17 protein-coding genes are annotated in these 18,802 nt (G+C 45.5%); 12 read left to right on the forward strand and 5 right to left on the reverse strand.

All coding sequences use genetic code 11. From position 1 onward, the window contains the following. Positions 1–13 precede the first annotated feature (13 nt). The 5 genes from asnS (at position 14) to ACFQ3J_RS02935 (ending at position 4,501) form a co-directional block, all read left to right on the forward strand. Entirely contained in the window at positions 14–1,309 is a 1,296-nt protein-coding gene (gene asnS / locus ACFQ3J_RS02915; RefSeq protein ID WP_091157980.1) for an asparagine--tRNA ligase, read from the forward strand. Between the two features lie 17 nt (positions 1,310–1,326). After that, positions 1,327–2,034 (forward strand): DnaD domain-containing protein, encoded by a 708-nt coding sequence (locus ACFQ3J_RS02920; protein WP_091157978.1) that lies wholly within the window; start codon positions 1,327–1,329, stop codon positions 2,032–2,034. A 187-nt stretch (positions 2,035–2,221) separates the two neighbouring features. After that, on the forward strand, positions 2,222–2,758 hold the full coding sequence (locus ACFQ3J_RS02925; RefSeq protein ID WP_251581072.1) for an RNA polymerase sigma factor: 537 nt from the start codon (positions 2,222–2,224) through the stop codon (positions 2,756–2,758). Further along, positions 2,751–3,203: a hypothetical protein gene (locus tag ACFQ3J_RS02930; protein ID WP_251581073.1), complete on the forward strand. Its 453-nt coding sequence runs from the start codon at positions 2,751–2,753 to the stop codon at positions 3,201–3,203. Before ACFQ3J_RS02925 ends, ACFQ3J_RS02930 begins: the two co-directional genes overlap by 8 nt. 20 nt (positions 3,204–3,223) lie before the next feature. After that, positions 3,224–4,501 (forward strand): multi-tm2 domain protein, encoded by a 1,278-nt coding sequence (locus ACFQ3J_RS02935; protein WP_244533213.1) that lies wholly within the window; start codon positions 3,224–3,226, stop codon positions 4,499–4,501. 140 nt (positions 4,502–4,641) lie between these two features. Here ACFQ3J_RS02935 and proC read toward each other — a convergent pair whose 3' ends face one another. The 3 genes from proC to proB all read right to left on the reverse strand — a co-directional run bounded on the left by proC (position 4,642) and on the right by proB (position 8,017). Beyond that, positions 4,642–5,502 (reverse strand): pyrroline-5-carboxylate reductase, encoded by an 861-nt coding sequence (proC, locus tag ACFQ3J_RS02940; RefSeq protein WP_251581074.1) that lies wholly within the window; start codon positions 5,500–5,502, stop codon positions 4,642–4,644. Between the two features lie 90 nt (positions 5,503–5,592). After that, on the reverse strand, positions 5,593–6,840 hold the full coding sequence (locus ACFQ3J_RS02945) for a glutamate-5-semialdehyde dehydrogenase (protein ID WP_251581075.1): 1,248 nt from the start codon (positions 6,838–6,840) through the stop codon (positions 5,593–5,595). Between the two features lie 70 nt (positions 6,841–6,910). Beyond that, positions 6,911–8,017 (reverse strand): glutamate 5-kinase, encoded by a 1,107-nt coding sequence (gene proB, locus ACFQ3J_RS02950; RefSeq protein WP_251581076.1) that lies wholly within the window; start codon positions 8,015–8,017, stop codon positions 6,911–6,913. Between the two features lie 536 nt (positions 8,018–8,553). Here proB and ACFQ3J_RS02955 point away from each other — a divergent pair. Then, a complete protein-coding gene (locus tag ACFQ3J_RS02955) occupies positions 8,554–9,399 on the forward strand; it encodes a carbon-nitrogen family hydrolase (protein WP_091157970.1) in 846 nt (281 codons plus the stop codon). A gap of 248 nt (positions 9,400–9,647) precedes the next feature. On the opposite strand, the gene ACFQ3J_RS02960 is transcribed toward ACFQ3J_RS02955, so the two are convergent. Together ACFQ3J_RS02960 and ACFQ3J_RS02965 are read right to left on the reverse strand one after the other, a co-directional pair. Next, on the reverse strand, positions 9,648–9,800 hold the full coding sequence (locus ACFQ3J_RS02960) for a hypothetical protein (protein WP_251581077.1): 153 nt from the start codon (positions 9,798–9,800) through the stop codon (positions 9,648–9,650). Positions 9,801–9,826: 26 nt separating this feature from the next. Then, positions 9,827–10,741: a LysR family transcriptional regulator gene (locus ACFQ3J_RS02965; RefSeq protein WP_251581078.1), complete on the reverse strand. Its 915-nt coding sequence runs from the start codon at positions 10,739–10,741 to the stop codon at positions 9,827–9,829. Positions 10,742–10,929: 188 nt separating this feature from the next. On the opposite strand from ACFQ3J_RS02965, the gene ACFQ3J_RS02970 reads away from it, so the two are divergent. The 6 genes from ACFQ3J_RS02970 to ACFQ3J_RS02995 all read left to right on the forward strand — a co-directional run bounded on the left by ACFQ3J_RS02970 (position 10,930) and on the right by ACFQ3J_RS02995 (position 18,802). Continuing rightward, positions 10,930–11,262 carry a DUF3889 domain-containing protein gene (locus tag ACFQ3J_RS02970; RefSeq protein WP_251581080.1) on the forward strand — a complete coding sequence of 111 codons (333 nt, stop codon included), beginning with the start codon at positions 10,930–10,932 and terminating at the stop codon, positions 11,260–11,262. 177 nt (positions 11,263–11,439) lie between these two features. After that, positions 11,440–12,861: a 3-isopropylmalate dehydratase large subunit gene (gene leuC, locus ACFQ3J_RS02975; RefSeq protein ID WP_091157966.1), complete on the forward strand. Its 1,422-nt coding sequence runs from the start codon at positions 11,440–11,442 to the stop codon at positions 12,859–12,861. 59 nt (positions 12,862–12,920) lie between these two features. Continuing rightward, positions 12,921–13,523 carry a 3-isopropylmalate dehydratase small subunit gene (gene leuD / locus ACFQ3J_RS02980; protein ID WP_091157964.1) on the forward strand — a complete coding sequence of 201 codons (603 nt, stop codon included), beginning with the start codon at positions 12,921–12,923 and terminating at the stop codon, positions 13,521–13,523. Positions 13,524–13,843: 320 nt separating this feature from the next. Further along, positions 13,844–15,235: an N-acetylmuramoyl-L-alanine amidase family protein gene (locus ACFQ3J_RS02985; protein ID WP_251581082.1), complete on the forward strand. Its 1,392-nt coding sequence runs from the start codon at positions 13,844–13,846 to the stop codon at positions 15,233–15,235. Between the two features lie 144 nt (positions 15,236–15,379). After that, positions 15,380–16,048: a GerMN domain-containing protein gene (locus ACFQ3J_RS02990; RefSeq protein ID WP_244533212.1), complete on the forward strand. Its 669-nt coding sequence runs from the start codon at positions 15,380–15,382 to the stop codon at positions 16,046–16,048. 30 nt (positions 16,049–16,078) lie between these two features. After that, positions 16,079–18,802 (forward strand): S-layer homology domain-containing protein, encoded by a 2,724-nt coding sequence (locus ACFQ3J_RS02995; protein ID WP_251581083.1) that lies wholly within the window; start codon positions 16,079–16,081, stop codon positions 18,800–18,802.

Genomic DNA, 18,802 nt, shown 5'->3' on the forward strand with positions numbered 1-18,802 from the left:
GGAGAGATAAGACATGAGCACAAAGAGCGACATTCGCCATGTCAGTCAGCACGTTGGAGAAGCGGTAACGATCGGTGCTTGGATTAACAATAAGCGCTCCAGCGGCAAAATACAGTTTTTGCAACTTCGGGACGGTACGGGCTATATCCAAGGGGTTGTCGTAAAAAGCGAAGTTTCTGAGGAAATCTGGAATAACGCGAAGAGCCTGACTCAGGAAAGCTCACTATATGTAACAGGTGTGATTCGCGAGGAGCCACGAAGTCAATCCGGATATGAGATGACCGTGACGGATATTGAAATCATTCATCTAACGGAGAACTATCCGATTACTCCAAAAGAGCATGGGGTTGACTTCCTTATGGATCATCGCCATCTGTGGCTTCGTTCTTCCAAGCAGCGTGCGATTATGATTATCCGTGCGGAGATCATTCGTGCGGTTCAGGAGTATTTTGATACGAACGGATTTACGATCGTCGATCCTCCGATTCTGACGCCTTCTTCTGCAGAAGGAACAACGAATCTATTTCATATCAAATATTTCGATGAGGATGCATATTTAACGCAGAGCGGTCAGCTCTACATGGAAGCTGCAGCGATGGCGCTTGGTAAAGTGTATTCCTTCGGACCGACATTCCGTGCAGAGAAATCCAAGACACGCCGTCATTTGATTGAATTTTGGATGATTGAACCGGAGATGGCCTTCGTAGATCATGAAGAAAGTTTGCGTATCCAGGAGCAATTCATTTCCCATGTAGTTCAGTCCGTAGTGAAGAACTGCCGTACAGAGCTGGAAAGTATTGGACGTGATGTTTCCAAGCTGGAGAATGTTACAGCTCCATTCCCGCGGATCACATATGATGATGCAATTCATTTCCTTCAAGGAGAAGGCTTTGATATTCCTTGGGGTGAAGACTTTGGTGCACCGCATGAGACTGCGATTGCAGAGAAGTATGACAAGCCTGTATTTATTACGCATTATCCGGCTGGAATCAAAGCATTCTATATGAAGCCAGATCCAAATCGGCCTGAGGTTGTTCTATGCGCCGATATGATTGCTCCTGAAGGTTATGGAGAGATCATTGGGGGCTCCCAGCGGATTGATGATCCGAAGCTGATGGAAGAGCGCTTTGAGGAGCATAATCTCTCCCGGGAAGCCTATCAGTGGTACTTGGATCTTCGCACGTACGGCTCAGTGCCTCACTCCGGATTCGGTCTTGGACTTGAGCGGACGGTAGCTTGGATTTGCGGACTTGATCATGTTCGTGAAACGATTCCGTTCCCACGGATGCTGTATCGTCTATACCCTTAAGTCCAGGAGGAATGTGAATGAGCGAACCTAGCGTAGGAACTTGGGCGGACGGTGTCGCTTACGGCATGGCAATGGGAAGCGTCCAGCTTCCCTATGCACTGCTTCGTTATCATGCCCGACTGGGATTATCAGAAGGAGAAATGCTGCTTATACAGCATTTGCTTGGATTTCAGCAGGTGGAAGGAAATGAATTTCCAACACTTCAAGAGCTGGCCGATCGAATGGGCATCATGCCCGATGAAGTAGCTAAACGGCTTCAGCGGCTCATGAAGGAAGGATTTATCCGGATTGATGAGGGCATGGATGCGGTGCAAGACATTCAGTATGAACGATATAATCTGATTGGATTATATACCATATTGGCTCAGTGTTTGTCAGATGATCGAACAGCTGCTCTTCCGAAGTCATCTGTTCGCAGCCGCTCTATGGAGAATGCCTTGAATCCGTCTGCTGAAGAACATGAGGAGAAGAACATCTTCCGTATTTTTGAGAAGGAATTCGGTAGACCCTTATCTCCAATGGAGCTTGAACGGATTTCCAGCTGGTTGGATCAAGATCGTTATCCTGATGAATTAATTCTGCTGGCGTTAAAAGAAGCGGTGTTTGCCGGCAAAGTCCACTTTACGTATATCGACCGTATATTGCTTGAATGGAGCCGCAACCGGGTTAGAACTCCACAGGATGTTAAGGCTTATGCAGCTCGTTTCCGCAATGGAGGCCGTTAATCAAGTTGTTTATAGAGATAGGCATTCCTTATTTTGAGGGGTGTCTATTTTTGTTGCAATACTTCAGAATAACAACCATAGAGAAATAAATGGTATAAATCATTTTTCTTAATACATGCAGGGTTAAATAAATAGCGGTCGTCTATTAAAGTGGGGAAGGAGGAGAGAAGCCATTGATGAAGCAAGTTTGATCGATCAAATATTGAAGGGCGACCATGCCAAGTTTCGCGAAATTATTGACCGCTATGGCAGGCATGTATATCAGGTAACTTACTCCGTGCTTCACCAGGCACAGGATGCGGAGGACGCAGCACAAGAAGCGTTTATTCAAGTCTTTAAATCTCTCCCCCAGTACCGATCAGAAGGATTCAAGACATGGATCACCCGCATTGCTCTACATAAGGCAATTGATGCAAAAAGAAAATTGAATCGTAGGGAGGCGGAAGTGATCGTCCGTGAGAATGAGGTTGGTCAAATTATTGATCACCAGGCAGATATTATACATCAGCTGTTAAAGAAGGAGAGAAGAGAAACTCTTCTTCATAAGATATCTTCTCTTCCGCCTCAGCATCGTGATATTATTGTTGATTTCTATCTGAAAGAAAAAAATTATGAACAAATTGCAGAAGAATCACAAATCGCAATAAAAACAGTAGAATCCAGACTGTATCGGGCACGTCAGTGGATTAGATCGCATTGGAAGGAGGGATCATGGCGTGAATAAACAAGAACATCAGGACTGGAAACGATATATTCAAGGCGAATTGCCGGACTACGAGCGTGAAGCCATGGACAAACGGCTGCTTGAGGATAGTGAAGCTCTTGAGGCTTATATGGCAGTCCTTGAACAAATCTCAGACGCAAGGCTTCATGATGCAGAAGTTTTTGAGAAGCAAGTGATGAGTCATATTGAGCGTGAGTACAAGAAAGTACAAACAAGTTCTAGTCGCAAAACCATCCAGTTTAGAAAATGGTTGAATAACAAGCTGGTCCATTATACCCTTGCCGCCTCCATTACGATGCTGTTCTTATCTACAGGCATATTTGACCGATTGTTACCCGGACAGCTAAACGTAGATTCAAGCGTTAAACCGCCATACAGCGAACAAATGGTGAAGAAAGCAACCCATTGGCTTGATGAAATTAAACCTGACCCATACAAAAATTAGATGTGAAAGGAATGAAGGATGTGCAGCAAGATCGCAGCAAGCTGCTGGCTTTTCTGCTTAACATGGTACCTGGCTTGGGGTATTACTACTACAGAAGCCGGGTGAAGGGATTTATTTATGGATTTATATTTTTCGGGCTGTTAGGGATCGGTTTTCTTTCGCTCGTTGGGGGTGAAGAGGGGATTTCTTTCTTCTTTATTTTTGCAGCAGCGATGATATGGTTAATTAGTATGTTTGATCTTGTCATCAAGCTCATCCGAGAGCCGGACCCGTCGGCGCATTATGCTCATTATCCTGGATACCAGGGGCATATCCCGCATGAGAAAATGTTCTACGGACATGCAGGAGCACAAGGTGAACCAGATCTTCCATTTCATAATCCAGAAGATCCGGAAGCCTCAGCACCATACGGATTTCCGCCGCGTGAAGGATATGTATACCCGGATCAAGGAAGGGGACGCGGCAAGGAAAGTGAGCGGTTCTACACCATTCTCCTATCCTTTGTTCCAGGCTTAGGTCATTTGCATCTCGGTCTGCTGCAGAGGGGGTTATCCTTCCTCATCGGGTTCTTTGGACTAGGAATTATGCTGTTTTTTGTCACTGCTATTACGAGACAGGAAATCTTTCTTCTCTTCCTGCTGCTGCTGCCGATCATGTGGCTGTACTGTATGTTTGATGCGGTCCAGCATGTGAACCGGAAGCAGGCCGGTGAGATTCTGGAGGATAAGACGTTGTTTGAACAGCTTGAACATGGCAGAAGCACAGGTAAGAAGAGCAAAGTCATTGCAAATCTGCTGGCAGCATTTCCAGGAGCAGGGCATATGTATCTTGGACTGCAAAAAAGAGGACTGCAGCTGATGCTGATCTTCCTGGGAAGCATCTATGTTTTAGACTTACTAGGTTTGTCCTTGTTTCTCTTTCTCATCCCAATCATATGGTTCTATAGCTTTTTTGATGGACTTCAGCAATCGAGCAAGTACGGAAGAGAGCCTCTGTATGATAAACCGGTTATTGAGAGCTGGACCAGGTATCAGAGATGGATCGGGATCGCACTCTTGTTCCTGGGTGTCTACTATATACTAATTCGGCTTGTCGTTCCTGAGTTCGGAGATCAGTTTGGATTTTACATTGATCGTATCCAGTCGCATATGAACACGATTATCGTCTCCTTGCTGCTGATTGGAGGAGGTATAAAGCTGTTGTTTAAGCCAAGCAGAAGAGAGTATGATGGGGAACAGCTGCTTAGAGATTTGGAACGTGATCTGGAAGCATCGCCATTCTCTGATGATCGCAAATAAGAGAGAAATAAAAAAGACCGGAGGAAATATCACCTTGTGTTATGGTGATGCTTCCTCCGGTCTTCCATTTATTCAGGCCAGAAAAGGGGTAGCCTTCAAGTAATGATTCATGAAGATGATCTGTTTATTTATTCTGCATCTTACCTTGCGGCTTCCTTCAATTCTTCTCCCATTTCACGTGAACGGTCTGCACATCGATGGACTGCTGCAATAACCGTTTCACTAAAATGACCCTTTGCCAGAACTTCAATGGCAGCCTGGGTCGAACCATTAGGTGATGTCACATTCCTCCGCAGTGTAGCAGGTGCCTCGCCTGTCTGCTGTACCATGCGAGCCGCTCCAAGCACGGTCTGAACCGTGAGGTCATGCGCTTGTTCTGCTGTCAGGCCGCCCTTTACGCCTGCTTCCACCATCGCCTCCATCATATAGTAGATATAGGCTGGGCCGCTGCCCGAAATTCCGGTTAAGGTTTCAAAGTGTTCTTCTTCAATTAAGGTAATCGTTCCGATCGCTTCAAATACAGTGTTTACAATTTGGCGATCCTCCTCCGTAACTTCAGGAGAGAAGGCAATCCCTGTAGCACCGAGTCCGATGGAACTGGATGTATTGGGCATCGTACGAACGACTGCTGCTGTACGTCCAAGCAGGTTCTGAATTGTTTCTATGGTAAGCCCGGCTATTACAGAAACAACAACCTGTTTATTCGATAGCAAAGGTCCCAAATATCGAAGCGATTCAGCCGCATCCTTAGGCTTCATGGACAAGATGATTAGATCAGCTTGTGTAAGCGCAGTTTCTTTGCTTGCGGCATCTTCCGCCGTTGTGACGTTATATTTACGATGCAGCTCCACAAGTCTGTCTTGGTTGCTGCGATTGAACATCGTTATTTTCTCAGGAGAGACCACTTTTCGCGCGATGAGACCTCTTGCTATGGCTTCAGCCATAGCTCCTGCACCAAAAAAAGTAATCTTACGATTGATCAAAGATTGGGTTCCACTCATATTAATTCCTCCAGCATAAATTCGATATTTTGGGCAAGTGTTCTAGCTGCCGTATCTAGTGGGTATCCATTTCATCTGAATCCCTTATGTTTAATGTTTGATTTGCCCGGAACCGTAGATTCGATATTTCGTAGATGTCAGTGCCGGAAGACCCATTGGACCTCGTGCATGCAGCTTCTGAGTACTGATGCCGATTTCTGCACCAAAGCCAAATTCGAACCCATCTGTAAAACGAGTGGAGGCGTTATGGTACACTGCAGCGGCATCCACTTCCTGCATGAACCTAGCTGCTGCATCAGGATCACTAGTCACAATGCATTCGGAGTGCATCGTCCCATATTTTCGGATATGATGAATCGCCTCTTCCATATGATCGACGATTCGAACATTTAAGATATAGTCGTTATACTCGGTAGCATAGTCCTCCTCGGTTGCAGCTACTGCCCAAGGCACCATTTTAACGAAAGATTCACAGCCTCGGAGCTCGACAGAGGCGTTTTTGAATCGCTCCGCAAGCTCTATGATAGAGTTATTACCATAATCGCTATGAATCAACAGTGTCTCCATAGCGTTGCACACAGAGGGCCGCTGAACTTTTGCGTTAAGTGCAATTTGCAATGCCATTTCTGGATCAGCTGCAGCATCGATATAGGTGTGGCAAATACCAGCACCGGTTTCGATGACAGGAACTGTCGAATTCTGCACGACACTTTGTATTAAGGAGGCTCCACCTCTTGGAATGATGACATCAAGATATTTATTACATTTCAACATCTCATCCACGGAAGATCGATTCGCATCCTCAATTAACTGTATTGCATCAGAAGGCAGATCTGTTTTAACCAAGGCTTGCTTAAGCACTTTGATGATCTGCTTATTGGATGACAAGGCAGAGGAGCCGCCGCGCAGCAGAACAGCATTTCCCGTCTTGAGCGATAAACCGACAGCGTCAACCGTCACGTTGGGACGGGCTTCATAGATGATGCCGATGAGTCCCAGAGGAACACGTTCCTTCTCAATGCGAAGCCCGTTAGGCCGTTTGATGACTTCCAGAACGTCACCTATCGGATCTGGCAAATCAATGATTTGACGCAGTCCTGATGCAATTCCTTCGATGCGCTCATCTGTGAGGGAGAGCCGATCCAGCATCGGTACAGCAGTTCCGTTCTGTCTGCCTCGTTCAAGATCTTCTGCATTCGCTTCTATTATGGATGCCTTTTCAGCAATCAAAGCATCGGCCATCACCGACAGAGCGGCGTTCTTCTTGTCTGAGCTCAAGCGGCCAAGCACCAGAGAAGCTTCTTTGGCAAGTCTTGCTTTATCATTTACTTCACTCATCACATTTACACTCCTAACTGTATTAAATGAATATAATCATTTTGTAGATATTAGTACCTAAGCAGTACGGTCACTTCAAAGTAATCCACTCATCTCTATGAACGACCTCAAGCCTGTGAAGAGTTCCCTCCAGTTTTTTAAGCACATCAGGACTTGGCAGCCCGAGGATGCTCCGCAGCTGTTCCGCATCATAATTGACGATACCACGTCCAATCAGCGAACCTTGGAGATTAACGACCTCGATAACATCACCTGCATGAAATTGTCCTTCGACCCGTCTGACACCCACCGGAAGCAGACTGTGTCCGCCATAGATGAGAGCTTCTTCAGCACCTTGGTCGACGTGAATTGATCCTAATGGTGAGGAAATGAACCCAAGCCATTGTTTTTTTCGAGAAAGTGAGTTCAGGCGCGTGTCAAAATAAGTACCCTTGCCATGGGCCGCTGTAGCGGCGAGAAGATCGCCGGGCTCGCTTACGCGTCCTACGAATACAGGGACACCGCCCCGGGTAGCGACTTTGGCTGCATCCACTTTGGAACGCATACCGCCAGTGCCTACCACAGAGCCGCTTCCTCCGGCCATTTCGTAAATTTCAGCAGTTATTTCATCAATGCGATCGTAGCGCTTCGCATCAGCTTGATATCTTGGATCTGCTGTGTACAATCCGTCCGTATCGGTTAATATGATCAGTTTCTTGGCTTTGGTTAGGCCCGCAACCAGGGCAGACAGCATGTCATTATCCCCGAATTTGAGCTCGTCGACGGACACGGTATCATTCTCATTAATAACCGGAATCACGTTCTGTTTGAGAAGCTCATCTATCGTCATTCCGGCATTACCCATTCGTTTTCGATTCGTAAAATCAGTACGTGTAAGCAAAATCTGTGCCGTTTTGATGTGGTGATGCGCAAAAGCCTGTTGATATGCCTGCATAAGCAGTGCCTGACCGACAGCGGCCGCGGCTTGTTTCTCATGAAGCAGCTTAGGTCGGCTCTCATATCCGATATGTCCAAATCCTGCAGCAACCGCGCCGGAGGTGACAAGCAAAACTTCATGCCCGGCTTGATGAAGAGCCGCGATTTCGGAAGCGTAAAATGACACGGCCTTGTGATTCAGTGATCCGGACTCGGTGGTGAGTGAGCTGCTGCCGATCTTGACGACAATTCTAGATGACAAGAAGCATCAACATCCTTTCTGTATTATAAAAAAAACTCCCATCCTTGGCTGCTTAGCAAAGGACGAAAGTTTATTCTTCCGCGGTACCACCTTTATTGATGAGGGTATCATCCGACTCTTAGACCTTATAACGTTAAGGCAACGTCCTGTATAATGAGGCCGCTCAAGGGGTAGGTTTCAGAAAAATCCGTGGTAAATTCTCTCAGCCTACTGGAATTTACTCTCTGCATTCACGAAATTCGTTTTTCTTACTGGTCCCTGTCAACACGTTTTCGCAATATAAATTAATGATAGAATACCATGGAACCTTACATGATGCAAAAAAAATCTGAATTAATGATATCGTGTCCTGCAGAAATTTCTTGGTTGACTTTTTGAACGAGCGCAGCAAAAAATTGAGTAGGCAAGTTCTTCATTACCCTTGAGGCTCGATATGAAATGAATGAAATGCTGAGGCAGTGAAGGATTCTTGGGCAGAATTCATTTCATCACTCCGGTACACGAAGAGTTTTCAGGGAGCTGGGAAGGGGTGCAAGATGAATATTCTAAGTTTGGATACAGAAACAGCACAGACCGCACAGCAGGATGACAAAATAAAACTGGCATTGCTGCAGTGTGATATTACGATCGGAGATACCTCAGCTAATCGGGAACGAATGCAGCATCTGATTCATGAAACGATGCAAAAGCAACCTGATGTGAATGTTATCCTTCTGCCTGAAATGTGGAATACCGGCTATGCCTTGACCGAAATTCGTGAAATCGTCGATGATGAGGGACGAATCGAACGTAAATGGCTTAGCGAATATGCTGCAAGCTACAAAGTGAACATTGTCGCAGGCTCCATTGCGGAGAAAAAGGATGGGAATATATATAACACCATGTACGTGTTTGACAAGAATGGAGAACAGATTGCACGTTATGCAAAGCTTCATTTGTTCCGACTAATGGATGAGGAGAAGTATCTTGCTGCAGGAGATGAACACGTTACCTTTACCTTAGATGAAAAATGGTCCTGCGGAGCATCGATCTGCTACGATATTCGTTTTCCTGAACTTATAAGGTCGCTCGCTCTTAAAGGGGCGAAAATGCTGTTTGTACCGGCTGAGTGGCCTCAGCCAAGACTGCATCACTGGCGGACTCTGCTTATGGCGAGAGCTATCGAAAACCAGATGTATGTTATTTCCTGCAACCGGGTTGGATCAAGCGGCAGCACTTCCTTTTTCGGCCATTCTATGATTATTGACCCGTGGGGAGAAATTGTTATTGAAGGAAATGAGGATGAAGAGATTTTGGTGGGAAGCATAGATCCGGCTATGGTAGACGAAGTGAGAGAACGCATTCCCGTATTTGAGGATAGAAGACCAGAACTCTATTTCTAAAATGAGGATTTTGTATAAAAAAGTTTGATTGAAGCTGTTTCGTTTCCTAGGGAGAGGTTAATGAATAGTATCCCGTCACCAAAGGAGGATGATCACCATGGATTACCGCAAGGCTAACCATCTGGAAGACAAACTCAGGCGACAGGTTCACAAATTCGTAAGAGATGATAGGCACAGGCCTTTCTTAGAGAGCCGTGAGGGAGATTTATCACCCCCGTGAATACTTTGAACCGCCGGATTCGAATCAATCAAACTGATTGGATTCCGGTAAAAGATTTCAAACCTACAAATGATGATTGACGCTCTTCGTCCTTAGTAAGTAAATATGCTGTAACAAAATAGACAGGCGGCTCGGGAATGTATCCCGGGCCGCCTGTGCTGATTTCATGCTGCAATTTCATATCACATCATCTTAAAGTACGGAGCGTTAGTCCAACAGCTCCTGCATTGTCTCCTTAAAAGTCTGAATGAACGCTTCTGCAGCACCTGATAAGTAGCGGCCTTGTCGATAAGCAATAACGAGTGTACGGCTTGGTGCTGGTGCGGTTAGAGGGAGATAGACTGGAACAAATTCACTTCGGGGCGCTCTTGCGATAAAGCGAGGGACGAGCGTAATGCCCATTCCGGTAGCGACCAGTGATTTAACAGTTTCCATATTATTGCTCTCGAACACGACTTTGGGTTCAAAGCCCGCTTGCTGACACAGATCAAAGGTCAGCTTGCGAAAGCCTTGTCCTTTCTTAAGTACAATGAACGATTCATCTATGAGCTCCGCGATGTCGACCGTTAAGTCAGGATGTTCCTTCCATTTACGTGCAAGCGGATGATCCTTCGGAACGGCAAGGTCAATCTGTTCTTCCGCGATTTCCACATAAGAGAGGGAGGGCTCCTGAAGCGGGAGAGACAGGAGGCTAAGATCGGTTTTGCCGATCGCCGTTAATTTTTCCAGATTCATGGAAGAGTCCTCCAGCAGCGTAATTTCAATATCCGGATAACTCTCGCGAAAAGCCGGGAGAACATAAGGTAATAGATGAGACCCTGTAATCGGCATGCTGCCAAAGATGACTTTGCCTTTTCTAACTTGGGAAATGTCAGCCATCTCTTGTTTGAGCAGCTCCACAGCATCTAAAATATCGCTTGCCTTGGATACAAAAGAAGCTCCCGCATGCGTCAGCTCCACCGAGCTTGTATTGCGCTGAAATAAGAGTACGCCAAGCTCCTTCTCCAGCTTAGACAGCTGCTGACTAAGTGAAGGCTGGGCAATATGCAGCTTCTCAGCCGCTCTTGAGAAGTTTTTTTCGGATGCGATTTGCAAGGCGTATTGTAATTGTCGAAGTTCCATGGGAAGGTCACGTCCTTAATGAAATTTCCGAATTTCTAATACCATCAAGTCTATTATATAGGAATTTCCTCTAAAGCGATAATCAACTAATCACTGTAATCAATAAGGCATAATATCTTCATCCTTGCAGAACAATAAGTAGATTATTTCCAGATAATCTGATTAAGCTGACAAAGGGGTTATATAGTATGAAAATGATCTTTTCCTGCATGGTAACGGTGAACTTGATTATAAGTCTGTTTACTGCCTATTCGGACGTTATGATCAGTCCCTCAACCGCAGAAGCATCCGTACCTGAGTACGCGAAGTGGGGTAACATAGCCGTTCTGGAGGCAAAGAAGCATTATAATGCTTCGATTACCGAATATCAGCATCTAGGGCGCACGGTACTGACTGACCAAATGGCGGAAGAAAGGTTCCGTTTAATAGTAAAAAAGGACGGCACAAAGTTTCCAGTTACGGTTATCGTAAAATTTAATTCGAACAGTAATGAGCTTATCGATGTACAATTCAGCGAATAAGGAAATGATATGGAATTAGTGCATGGATCTGGAATTTGTCTATAGGGAAATCCTATCACATCTATAGTTTTTATATCTTGGAACAATATGTCTTGCTCATGTTATATTGGGTCTAATAAAGAACGGCATGACATTGCCGTCACAAATAGATCGAATAATAACTTTGAGGTGAGAATAATGAGCAAAAAGACGATGTTCGAGAAAATCTGGGATCATCACGTCATTACGCAGGAGGAAGGAAAACCAAGCATCCTCTATATTGATTTGCACCTTGTACATGAAGTAACTTCCCCGCAAGCATTTGAGGGCCTTCGTCTCAGCGGGCGCAAGGTTCGCCGCCCAGAGCTCACTTTTGCAACAATGGATCATAACGTGCCAACACAAGACCGCTTCAACATCAAGGATCCGATCTCTAAGCAGCAGATTGATACTCTGTCCAAGAACTGCCGTGATTTTGGGGTAACGTTGTTTGACCTTGATACGATTGATCAAGGGGTTGTGCACGTAATGGGACCGGAGCTTGGACTTACTCATCCGGGCAAGACAATCGTGTGCGGTGACAGTCATACATCTACACACGGCGCTTTTGGAGCACTTGCATTCGGTATCGGTACCAGTGAGGTTGAGCATGTGCTGGCAACGCAGTGCCTTCAGCAGTCCAAAGCCAAAACGATGGAAGTGCGCTTTGTAGGCAATCGTAAGCCTGGAGTAACGGCTAAAGATATGATTCTGGGCGTTATCGCTAAGTACGGTACGGATTTCGCTACAGGTTATGTCATTGAATATACGGGAGAAGCCATTCGAAGTCTCAGCATGGAAGAGAGAATGACCGTTTGCAACATGTCCATTGAAGGCGGCGCTAGAGCAGGGATGATCGCTCCCGATGAAACAACCTATGCTTATCTTCAGGGCAAGCAGTATGTTCCTCAAGGTGAAAGCTTCGAAGAAGCAAAACAAAGATGGAGCGCTCTAACAACAGACGAAGGCGCTGAATTTGATTTAGTTGTAGAGTTTGATGTTGAATCCCTTATCCCTCAGGTTACTTGGGGAACCAGCCCAGGTATGGGTACGGATATTACTTCCCGTGTGCCTGTTCCAGCGGAGCTTCCGACGGAGAATGAACGCAAAGCAGCGGAGAAGGCAATTGAATATATGGGTCTAGTGCCAGGCACGCCGATGTCTGAAATTGAAATCGACTATGTATTCATCGGATCATGCACGAATGGACGGATCGAGGATTTACGGGCTGCTGCAGAAGTCGCACGCGGCTACAAAGTATCTGAACGGGTAACGGCAATTGTTGTTCCAGGCTCTGGGCGAGTTAAGCTTCAAGCAGAGAGTGAAGGACTTGATGTTATATTTAAAGAAGCCGGATTTGAATGGCGGGAAGCGGGTTGCAGTATGTGCCTTGCGATGAATCCGGATGTACTTCAACCGGGTCAGCGATGTGCATCAACTTCCAATCGGAACTTTGAAGGCCGTCAAGGGCGCGGAGGAAGAACACATCTGGTATCTCCTGCAATGGCTGCAGCTGCGGCTGTTGAGGGACGGTTTGTCGATGTTCGTGACTGGAAGATCAAAGAAGAAGTAACGAGCTAGTGATCAGCAGTTAAATCGGATGGAATTGCTATCTTTTGAATCGAGAGGAGAATACAAGCATGGAGGCTTTTACGAAATTAACAGGCAGTGTTGCACCTGTAGACCGAGTGAATGTGGATACGGATGCGATCATTCCGAAGCAATTTCTAAAACGAATTGAGCGTACGGGATTTGGACAGTTTTTGTTCTATGAGTGGAGATTTGATGAACAGGGAAATGAAATTCCCAGCTTCTCCTTGAACCAAGATCAGTATAAGGGGGCGTCCGTTCTCATTTCCAGAGCCAACTTTGGCTGCGGATCGTCTCGTGAGCACGCTCCATGGGCAATTCTGGACTACGGATTCCGCTGTGTCATCGCACCTTCCTTCGCGGATATCTTCTATAATAACTGCTTCAAGAACGGCATCCTTCCTATTAAGCTGTCTGAGGAGCAAGTAGAGGATTTATTCCAGCGTACAAATGCGAACCCGGGTTATGAACTGAATGTAGATTTGGAGAACAAGACCATTACAGATCAACAAGGCTTGTCGATCTCATTTGATTTGGATGAGCACCGCAGACAATTCCTGCTGCAAGGACTTGATGATATCGGCTTGACGCTCCAGCATGAGGACGCAATCTCCGCATACGAGCAGAAACATGCTGCCAAATTGTTTGCATAATAGAATCCATTTCATAACTACCTTAATAGAATAATCATTTCAGTAAGCAGGTCTGGGTAGAGATATCCGGACTTGTTTTTTTATACACATCTGAACAATATTTCTCGTTAATGTCATATCAAAGTAACATAGTTGATAGCTGGCATACTAAAATATGACAAATTCGTAGCACCACAGTGGATACTTTTTTGATATGATGAGATAGATCCGCAACTTTTATCCATTTCTGTCGTCTAATATTTTGTTAATAGCTGGATTCTTTCTATATTTGATAGAGAGCAGGCTAAATTCAAAAAAATGCAGAATTGGAAGGGTGACGGATGAAAAAGTTAAAAGTATGGGTCGCTTTGCTATGCTTCATGTGGATCTTCCCTGGTCTAGGACAAGCAGCGACAGACATCAAGATCGTTCTCGATGGCAGTCAGTTGAGTCTTCCCTCTGGCGTAAAGGCAGAGAATATTAACAGCAAAGTAATGATACCCATTCGTGTCGTCTCAGAAAAGTTAGGTTACAGTGTCGGTTGGGAGCAGAAGACGAAGACGGTTACTATAAAGCAAGATCAAACAGTAATTAAAATGGTAGCTGGCAAGAAGTCGGCGACCGTCAATGGTTCTACCGTCAATCTTGACGCTGCGCCAATCATCAAAAATGGTACAACACTTGTACCCATCCGCTTCGTCGGCGAGACCATGGGATTACAGGTGAGCTGGAACAATCAAACCAAAACTGTATACCTCAATTCAAACAGCGGCTCAGGCGGGAGTGAAATACCTCCTGCAGGCGGTAATGGCAGTAATACGGACTTGATTCAGGTCAACGGTATCAGCTTTACGGACAGCAAGCTCATGATCGCGACTAGTGGAGGAGCAGCTCCTACTGCATTCAAAATGTCTTCACCAGACCGCATTGTCGTAGACATACCAAATGCTGAATTCAGCAGCTTGTTCGCAGATACTCAAGCGCTCGACATTACCAAGAGTATCGCTGGTCAAATTATTGTCGACGGTTATGAAGGGGTAGAGAAAGTAAGATATGCGCTCTTCAGCAATGATCCTTCTACCGTTCGAGTTGTCATCGATATTGGCTACGCTATGAATTACAAGATGACATCTTCGAATGCGGGTATGATTACCGTCTCACTTGATACGGACAGTGGTACAACGACACCACCGACAACGAAGAAGAAAACGGTCGTCATTGATGCAGGACATGGTGATCAGGATCCAGGTGCAATCGGCGTAACGGGCAAAAGAGAGAAGGATTTCAACTTGTCGATGGCATTAAAAATTGAACAGCTGCTCAAGAAGGAATCCGGCATCAACGTCATTATGACACGTGATGATGATACGTTCCTTGAGCTGTCAGAGCGAGTCAAAGTAGCGAACAATGCGAAGGCTGATCTATTCCTGTCTATCCATGCGAACGCTGGACCGGCCGCTGCTACCGGCTCAGAAACATTCTATAACCGTTCCAACAGCAAGTCACTGGCGAATACGGTGCACAAGTACATGGTACAGGCGGCTGGTCTTAAAGACCGGGGAGTGAAAACGGGGAACTTTGCAGTCATCAGAGATACGACCATGCCGGCAATATTGCTGGAGGTCGGATTCCTCAGCAACAAGAACGATGAAGCGGCACTTTTTAATACGACCTTCCAGAATCGTGTATCTGAAGGTGTAGTGAAAGGTATTAAAGAATACTTGGGGTTGTAGTATTCACAGTAGATAGTAATCAAATGTATGTAGTAACTAGATCGAATGAATGGATGAAATGAAACTCCTTATACGTCTCTACAATAAGCAGACAGTAAATTTTCGTTCAAACTATTTAATAGCTGACAAAAAAGGGTGATAGAGATGATGAGAAAAAAATGGTGGATGGTCGCATTACTGGCTGTATCACTGACTACACTTGCAGCCTGCGGTAACAATCCAACCGCCTCTCCACCGAATTCCGATTCGGAACAGCAAACAGGCAGTGAAACTGACCCGCAAACCGATGATACACAAGGGGAAACCGAGCCGTCTGATAATCAAACGCCTCCCGAAGAGAGCAATACCCCTGGAAATGGAGGGACAAGCTCTGGCGGCGCGAATGGAGGCTCTGGTGAGCAAGCTGAGGATGTAGAGACTAAGGAAGCAAGCATTCAGGTGTATTATACGGATCCGGAGCTGCTTGAGATGAAGTCTGCAACTCAAACGATCTCTTACAAAACGGATTGGAGTAAGTATGAAGCTGCATTCAAGGCACTTCAGAAGAGTGACAGCGAAGAGCTTGTTCCGTTGTGGTCTGAAGAGATTGCCATCAATAAGCTGGAAGTCGATGGAGGGAAAATTACTCTTGATCTAAAAATTCCAGCGACCGCAAATCTGGGTTCAAGTGGAGAATCCTTTGCCATTGATGCACTGAAGCAGACCTTCTTCCAGTTTGAGGAAGTGGAATCACTCGAGCTGCTTGTCGATGGTCAGCAAAAAGAAAGTTTAATGGGACATGTTGAATTAGAGCATCCCATGACAAGAGAATAGACTTAGGCGAATCAGAGAGGAGAAGTAATTTTGACTTTCAAACCTAGCGATATCAATACCAAGCACTCCAAAAAAATGGTATCTGCCATGCTCGCCAGTCTGATGGCACTTAGTGCCGGTGCGGGAGTGGCGGGAGCTGACACAGCTCCCGCTGCTGTCACGACGGCGGCTCAAGGCGCATTCAGTGATGTGAAGAGTGGATACTGGGCAGAGAAGCACATATACAAACTTGCATCCTTGGACATCTTGGTTGGAGACAGAGGTCTGTTTAGGCCAGGAGATGCGGTGACCAAGCAGGAAGCTGTAACGATAGCCATTCGATTCATGAACCAGAAATCCAGCCTCCCTGCTGGCAGCAGTGTTAAATTGCCTGCGGGCATTAGCACGAGTGAGTATGCTAAATCTTATGTATCTCTTGCTTTTGAGCTGGGCCTGTTAGAGGAAGCTGAGGAATCCCAAGGCTCATCAGAGAAAGGGATCTGGGGACAACAGGCAGCTTCAAGAGAATGGATCGCGAAGCTCGTCATAAGAGCCATTGGTAAAGAATCGGAAGCAAAAGCTGCAGGAAATGCGAGCTCAAGCTTTACCGATGACAATCTGATCACTGCAGCCAACAAGCCTTATGTCAATCTGGCAGCAGAGCTTGAAATTGCGCAAGGAACAACAGGCAATAAATTTAATCCGCAAGGAACTGTAACTCGAGCTGAAATAACGGCGTTCTTCAACCGCGGAAGTGAATACACCGATTATCAATATGACAATCAGTACAAAGGATACATAACCGAACGAACAGACAGCAAATTAACTTTGTACACAGGAAGCGAGTATGTTAGCTTTACAATTAATTCAGCTACACCATTCTATACTCATTCTTCATCATCCAAAATTGCGCCATCCGACATTAAGCTGTACACAGAATTAATGGTATCGGGTCCAAATTTCAATGCATCGTATGTAGAGAGCACAAGCGATACTCCTCAAGTCGAAGTCATTGAAGGCAGCTTTGAACGTCTATCAGGCAACAAATTATGGATGTTCACCGGAGATACGTATCAAGAGTATGCATATACGGATCGTACCGTTTTCTATGATCAGAATGGACAAGTGATCAAGCCGGAAAACATGACAGCCGGCAGCATCGTGGAACTACAGCGCGAAACCTTTACGTCAGCTAAGAGCCCGGTCGTTGTACAAGTTAAATCCGGTATGGTAAACAAATCGGCAGAGGGCACCATTCAATCCATTGATCCATCTGCCAGCACTATAACAGTGACGAACAGTACCGGTACAACGGATGTGTTAAAGATCCAAGAAGGAACGACTGTCATTCGTTATCATAACGAGATCGTAGCTTTATCTGAGCTTAAAGCAGGCACTGTCATCAAATATTCGATAAAAGACAGTGTTACCCAAACCATCGAGGTTACAGCTGGTGTTGAACGTACGGTACGTGGAACCCTATATGAGCTGGGCTCAAATCTTTCAACCATTACTTATGATCGGAACGGATCACTTGAAGTGAAGCTGCTTGCATCAGATCCGCAAATTGTAATTAGTGGGATGGACGCTCCTAAGCTTACAGATTTACTCGCTGACAAAACCTCTGGCGATGAAGTAGAGCTTACACTGAATGCAGAGGATCAAGTAACCAAAATAGAAGTGCTTAATCGCCAAATGGAGCCGCTGAATATGGTTACGGTCGTATCCTATAACAGCAAGACGAAATTGCTGACTGTGCTTGACTCTAGCGAGAAGCCGCATGTGTTTACACTGAACGATGCAACCAAAGTAGACTATAACAGCACCAAGCCGACATTATCCGGGATTGAGCCTTATTTGACGGATGGAAGAAAGGTGAACCTGACCACAATTGGAACTCGAGCACTTTCCATTAGCATCGTTTACAAATATGAAGGTACGGTGTCGGAGATAAATACATCCTCCAAAACAGTAAAGCTGATTCAGCCCAATGGGCAAAGCATCAGCATCCCGTATCAATCGACACCAACGGTTGAGCTATATGGCAAAGCTTCGGCATCCTTGTCTGATGTCAGTATCGGAGATCAAGTGACGGCAATGCTTAGCAGCAACCAGGATAACTTAAGCAAACTGTATGTCAAATCGGCTGCTCAGTTTGAGCTTGTATCACTGAATAGTTCAAATTACCGAGCAGAAGTAAAAAAAGACGGGGTGACCAGTTCCATTTATGTGGAAAGTCTTCCAATCACCAATGATAACGGAGCTGTTATCAAGCCTTCCGATCTCCAGAAGGGGATGCTGATTAACGTATCTTTTGATGGTACTTCACCAACTGCCGTATCTGTAGTCAAGCAAACGTGGGGTGAAATCAGTTCCATCAATGGTGGAGTTGTAACCTATAAGACGACGACCGGTTCAAGTGAGACGATAAATGCGGGCAGTAAAGTGAAAATTGTCAAGAATGGAAGCACATCGAATAGCATTAGTACACTGATTGACGGAGACCATGTGATTGTCACTAAGGATGCTGATGGAACACCTGTATTCCAAGTGCTGACTCCGCTCAGCAAAACGTTCTGGAAGTACAATGCTGCAGCAAATGAATTGCAGGTAAAGCGTGCATCCATGTCAGATAACAACTATCGCTTTAATTTGTCACCAAATGTTTACATTCATGAAGGTGACACGACTTTAAGCGTGCAATCTCTCAAAGATAATGATAATATTGTAGTGTATCTGCTCAATAACGTAGTTATCGAGATTTCTAAACAGTAG

The organism is Paenibacillus provencensis, assembly GCF_042678545.1.
GTDB lineage: Bacteria > Bacillota > Bacilli > Paenibacillales > Paenibacillaceae > Paenibacillus > Paenibacillus provencensis.